This is a genomic window from Micromonospora sp. KC606 (assembly GCF_004348675.1).
Lineage (GTDB): Bacteria > Actinomycetota > Actinomycetes > Mycobacteriales > Micromonosporaceae > Micromonospora.
The window spans coordinates 1-5,073 of the sequence record NZ_SMKN01000312.1 but is presented as its reverse complement, the minus strand read 5'-3'; the positions used below and the strand labels follow the sequence as shown (position 1 = coordinate 5,073).

Here is a 5,073-nt window from a genome sequence, read left to right as displayed (position 1 = left end):
GGCCGTACGGGTCCTGGCCGGGGGGTCCGGGCTGCATGTCGGCGATGCTCCTCGGTCGCTGGTTGTCAGTAGCTGCTGCTGGTGTCGCTCATCATGCCGGCCAGGCCACCGGCGAGGCAGCACACCAGAACGATCGCGAGCCAGACGGCGCCGACGATGATGGCCCACTTCGACCACTTCTTCGACTCGGCCGCCGCCGCCTGCGCGCCGGCGTAGTCGCCCTGCTGGAGCAGCGGGTTGACCTTCGAGGCGTTGATGATGGCGGGGATGGCCAGCGGCCAGAAGAGGAAGATGGCGACGATGGACATCGTCATGTTGTTGTTGATCGGCTGCTGCGCGGGGTTCGGGTTACCGGGCTGCATGAAAGCTCCTCGTTTCAGTTTCATCGGCACTGTTCGTGCCTGATCATTCGTGAAGGGTGCGGTGTCGGGCGTACGCCGGCCACCGAGCGACCGGCAGCGTACCGCGTGCGTGCCACACCCGTGATCACCCGAATCGTCGCTGCCCGATCGCTGGGCGGCCCGACCTGCCCGATAGGGTGGCCGAGTGACCGAGCCCGCGTCCGTCGCCCGCCTCGTCGTCCTCGTCTCCGGTTCCGGCAGCAACCTCCAGGCGCTGCTGGACGCCACCGCCGACCCCGCGTACGGGGCGAAGGTGGTCGCCGTCGGCGCCGACCGGGACGGGATCGCCGGCCTGGACCGGGCCGCCGCCGCCGGGGTGCCATCCTTCGTGGAACGGGTGAAGGACCATCCGACCCGGGAGGACTGGGACAGGGCGTTGACCGCGCGGGTCGCCGAGCACCGGCCTGACCTGGTCGTATCGGCCGGCTTCCTCAAGCTGGCCGGGGCGCACTTCCTGGCCGAGTTCGCGGGCCGTTACCTCAACACGCACAACACCCTGCTGCCGGCGTTCCCCGGCATCAACGGCCCCCGGGACGCGCTCGGATACGGCGTCAAGATCACCGGGGCCACCCTCTTCTTCGTCGACGCCGGGACGGACACCGGCCCGATCGTCGCCCAGGTCGCCGTGCCGGTGCGGGACGACGACGACGTGGAGACGCTCACCGAGCGCATCAAGGAGGCCGAGCGGCGCCAGCTCGTCGAGCAGGTCGGTCGGCTGGTCCGTGAAGGTTGGACGATAACCGGAAGAAAGGTCACGGTCGGAGTGAGTGCCATCCAGGACGAGCGCCGCCCCATCAGGCGGGCACTGGTCAGCGTCTACGACAAGAGCGGCCTCGTCGAGCTGGCGCGGGCGCTGCACGACGCCGGGGTGGAGATCGTCTCGACCGGCAGCACCGCCTCGACCATCGCCGGCGCGGGGGTGCCGGTGACCCCGGTGGAGCAGGTGACCGGATTCCCCGAGATCCTCGACGGCCGCGTGAAGACCCTGCACCCGAAGATCCACGGTGGTCTCCTCGCCGACCTGCGCAAGGACGCCCACGCCGCGCAGCTCGACGAGCACGGCATCGCCGGGATCGACCTGCTGGTCTCCAACCTCTACCCGTTCCAGGCCACCGTCGCTTCCGGCGCCGACCAGGACGAGTGTGTCGAGCAGATCGACATCGGCGGTCCGGCGATGGTCCGCGCCGCCGCCAAGAACCACGCCTCGGTCGCGGTGGTGACCGACCCGGCGGCGTACCCGGCGCTGCTGGCCGCCCTCGCCGAAGGCGGCTTCACGCTGGCCCAGCGGCGGGCGCTCGCCGCCCGCGCCTTCGCCGACATCGCCGAGTACGACGTCGCGGTCGCCGAATGGTTCGCGCGGGAGCTGGCCCCGGAGGGTGACCGGTGGCCGCGGTTCGCCGGGCTGACCCTGCGCCGGCAGGCGGTGCTGCGCTACGGCGAGAACCCGCACCAGGACGCCGCCGTGTACGCCGATTCGTCCGGCCCGTCCGGGTTGGCCCAGGCTGAGCAACTGCACGGCAAGGAGATGTCCTACAACAACTACGTCGACGCGGACGCCGCCTGGCGGGCCGCCAACGACTTTCCCGACCAGCCGGCGGTGGCGATCATCAAGCACGCCAACCCGTGCGGCATCGCCGTCGGCGCGGACGTGGCCGAGGCGCACCGCAGGGCGCACGCATGCGACCCGGTGTCGGCGTTCGGCGGCGTGATCGCGGTGAACCGACCGGTGAGCGTGGCGATGGCCCGGCAGGTGGCGGAGATCTTCACCGAGGTCGTGGTGGCCCCCGGCTACGACGACGGTGCCGTCGAGATCCTCCAGGGCAGGAAGAACGTCCGGCTGCTGCGTGCCCCGCACTTCGGGCAGCAGTCCGTCGAGTGGCGCCAGGTCTCCGGTGGCGTGCTGGTGCAGGCGCGGGACCTGATCGACGCCGAGGGCGACGATCCGACCACGTGGCGGCTGGCCACCGGCGAGGCGGCCGACCCGGCCACCCTGGCCGACCTGGTCTTCGCCTGGCGGGCGGTCCGCGCGGTGAAGAGCAACGCGATCCTGCTGGCCAAGGACGGCGCCTCGGTCGGGGTGGGCATGGGCCAGGTCAACCGGGTCGACTCGGCGCGGCTGGCGGTCAGCCGGGCCGGCGCGGACCGGGCCCGTGGCGCGGTCGCCGCCTCGGACGCGTTCTTCCCGTTCGCCGACGGTCCGCAGATCCTCGTCGAGGCCGGCGTCAAGGCCATCGTGCAGCCCGGCGGCTCGGTTCGCGACGAGGAAACCATCGCCGCCTGCAAGGAGGCCGGGGTCACCATGTACCTCACCGGCACCCGGCACTTCTTCCACTGAGCACAACGGTCGAGGCCCGCCCCCGACCGGGGGCGGGCCTCGACCTCGCTGCGGCGTCGCTCGGCCCCGGCGCCCACCCGACGCGCTGCGTCCAGGTGCCGTACTCAACCGTTCCCGTCACGGTCTGCGGGGTGCCGGGGCATCCCCGCGACCGGAAACCACGATCTGGCGCAAGCCGCACGACGGACCCCCCGCCCGACGAGCACCCCACCATGAGACGATCAGGTCGTGACGGCGACCATCCTGGACGGCAAGGCGACCGCGGCGGAGATCAAGGACGAGCTGCGGACACGGGTCAAGGCGCTCGCGGAGCGCGGCATCATCCCCGGTCTGGGGACGGTTCTGGTCGGCGCCGACCCGGGCTCCCAGGCGTACGTCGACGGCAAGCACCGGGACTGCGCCGAGGTGGGGGTCGCCTCCATCCGCCGTGAGCTGCCCGCGGACGCCACCCAGGAGCAGGTGGACGCGGTCCTCGCCGAGCTGAACGCCGACCCGGCCTGCCACGGTTACATCGTCCAGCTGCCGTTGCCGGCCCACCTGGATACCCAGCGGGCGCTGGAGATGATCGACCCGGACAAGGACGCCGACGGCCTGCACCCGGTCAACCTAGGCCGCCTGGTGCTCGGTTACGACGGTCCGCTGCCCTGCACCCCGCGGGGCATCGTCGAGCTGCTGCGCCGGCACGACGTGCCGCTGCGGGGCGCCAGGGTGGCGGTGGTCGGCCGGGGCAACACGGTGGGCCGGCCGCTCGGCCTGCTGCTCACCCGGCGCAGCGAGAACGCGACAGTGACGCTCTGCCACACCGGCACCCTGGATCTCGCCGCGCACACCCGGGTCGCGGACGTCGTGATCGTCGCGGCGGGCGTGCCGGGGCTGCTCACCGCCGACATGGTCACGCCCGGCGCGACCGTGGTGGACGTCGGCATCACCCGGGTCGTCGGGGCCGACGGCAAGGGGCGCTACACCGGCGACGTCGACCCGGAGGTGGCTGAGGTGGCCGGGAAGCTGGTGCCGATGCCCGGCGGGGTGGGGCCGATGACCCGCGCGATGCTGCTGACCAACGTGGTCGAGCGGGCCGAACGGGACTGACGCCGGCGACCGGCGCCGCAAGCGGCCCGACGGTGACGTTCGCCCCATCCGGCCGATGCCCGCCGCCCCTGGCCGGATCGATGCCAGGATGGCTGATACGGTCCGGAAAACCGACTGGTATCAGGGAGTGGGACGACCATGGGTAAGAAGGTCACTGTCGTCGGGGCCGGCTTCTACGGCTCCACCACGGCACAGCGCCTGGCCGAGTACGACGTCTTCGACACCGTCGTGATCACCGACATCGTGGAGGGCAAGCCGGCGGGTCTCGCGCTGGACCTCAACCAGTCGCGCGCGATCGAGGGTTTCGAGACCAAGGTCGTCGGCGTCACCACGGGTCCCAACGGTGAGGGGTACGAGGCCATCGAGGGCTCGGACGTCGTCGTCATCACCGCCGGGCTGCCCCGCAAGCCGGGCATGAGCCGGATGGACCTGCTGGAGACGAACGCCAAGATCGTCCGTCAGGTATCCGAGAACGTCGCCAAGTACGCCCCCAGCGCCGTCGTCATCGTCGTGTCCAACCCGCTGGACGAGATGACCGCGCTGGCCCAGCTCGCCAACCAGTTCCCGAAGAACCGGGTGCTCGGCCAGGCCGGCATGCTCGACACCGCCCGGTTCACCAACTTCGTCGCCGAGGCCCTTCAGGTGCCGGTGAAGTCCGTGAAGACGCTGACCCTCGGCTCGCACGGCGACACCATGGTCCCGGTTCCGTCGAAGAGCTCCGTCAACGGCAGGCCGCTGCGTGAGGTGATGCCGGCCGAGCAGATCGAGGAGCTGGTCGTCAAGACCCGCAACGGTGGCGCCGAGGTGGTGGCGCTGCTGAAGACCGGCTCCGCGTACTACGCCCCGTCCGCCGCCGCCGCGCGGATGACCAAGGCCGTGGCGGAGGACTCCGGCGAGGTCATGCCGGTCTGCGCCTGGGTCGACGGCGAGTTCGGCATCTCCGGGGTCTACCTGGGCGTCGAGGCCGAGATCGGTGCCGAGGGCATCAAGAAGGTCGTCGAGACCGACCTGGACGCCGACGAGCTGGCCAGCCTCAAGGAGGCCGCCGAGGCCGTCCGCGCCAAGCAGGCAGACGTCGCCAACATGTGATCCACCAGGACCACCCGAAGGGGGCACCCCGGCACACCGGCGTGCCCCCTTCGGCATCCCACCCACCGTCGTTCCCCCCGGTTCGGGAAGGGCGGGTGGTGACGAGGACGAGCTCGGCCACGTCATCCACCTCAGAGGGGAGTGAAGGGGGTGCCGAGG

4 protein-coding genes and 1 pseudogene are annotated in these 5,073 nt (G+C 71.4%); 4 read left to right on the top strand and 1 reads right to left on the bottom strand.

All coding sequences use genetic code 11. From position 1 onward, the window contains the following. Window positions 1-65: 65 nt before the first annotated feature. Window positions 66-362, bottom strand: coding sequence for a CD225/dispanin family protein (locus E1193_RS29980; RefSeq protein WP_132186506.1), 297 nt, complete (start codon window positions 360-362; stop codon window positions 66-68). Between the two features lie 184 nt (window positions 363-546). Between E1193_RS29980 and purN the strand changes: the two are divergent. The 4 genes and pseudogenes from purN to E1193_RS29965 all read left to right on the top strand — a co-directional run. After that, window positions 547-1,161 (top strand): annotated as a pseudogene (purN, locus tag E1193_RS32645) (phosphoribosylglycinamide formyltransferase); the annotation flags it as partial. A gap of 3 nt (window positions 1,162-1,164) precedes the next feature. Next, window positions 1,165-2,736 (top strand): bifunctional phosphoribosylaminoimidazolecarboxamide formyltransferase/IMP cyclohydrolase, encoded by a 1,572-nt coding sequence (gene purH, locus E1193_RS29975; protein WP_207922928.1) that lies wholly within the window; start codon window positions 1,165-1,167, stop codon window positions 2,734-2,736. 228 nt (window positions 2,737-2,964) lie between these two features. Continuing rightward, a complete protein-coding gene (locus E1193_RS29970; RefSeq protein ID WP_132186504.1) occupies window positions 2,965-3,825 on the top strand; it encodes a bifunctional methylenetetrahydrofolate dehydrogenase/methenyltetrahydrofolate cyclohydrolase in 861 nt (286 codons plus the stop codon). Between the two features lie 138 nt (window positions 3,826-3,963). After that, window positions 3,964-4,914, top strand: coding sequence for a malate dehydrogenase (locus E1193_RS29965; protein WP_132186503.1), 951 nt, complete (start codon window positions 3,964-3,966; stop codon window positions 4,912-4,914). Window positions 4,915-5,073: the final 159 nt, after the last annotated feature.

Excerpts from the sequence above, each read along its gene's own strand:
- E1193_RS29980 (WP_132186506.1), bottom strand. The coding sequence starts at position 362 with ATGCAGCCCGGTAACCCGAACCCCGCGCAGCAGCCGATCAACAACAAC.
- E1193_RS29965 (WP_132186503.1), top strand. The coding sequence starts at position 3,964 with ATGGGTAAGAAGGTCACTGTCGTCGGGGCCGGCTTCTACGGCTCCACC.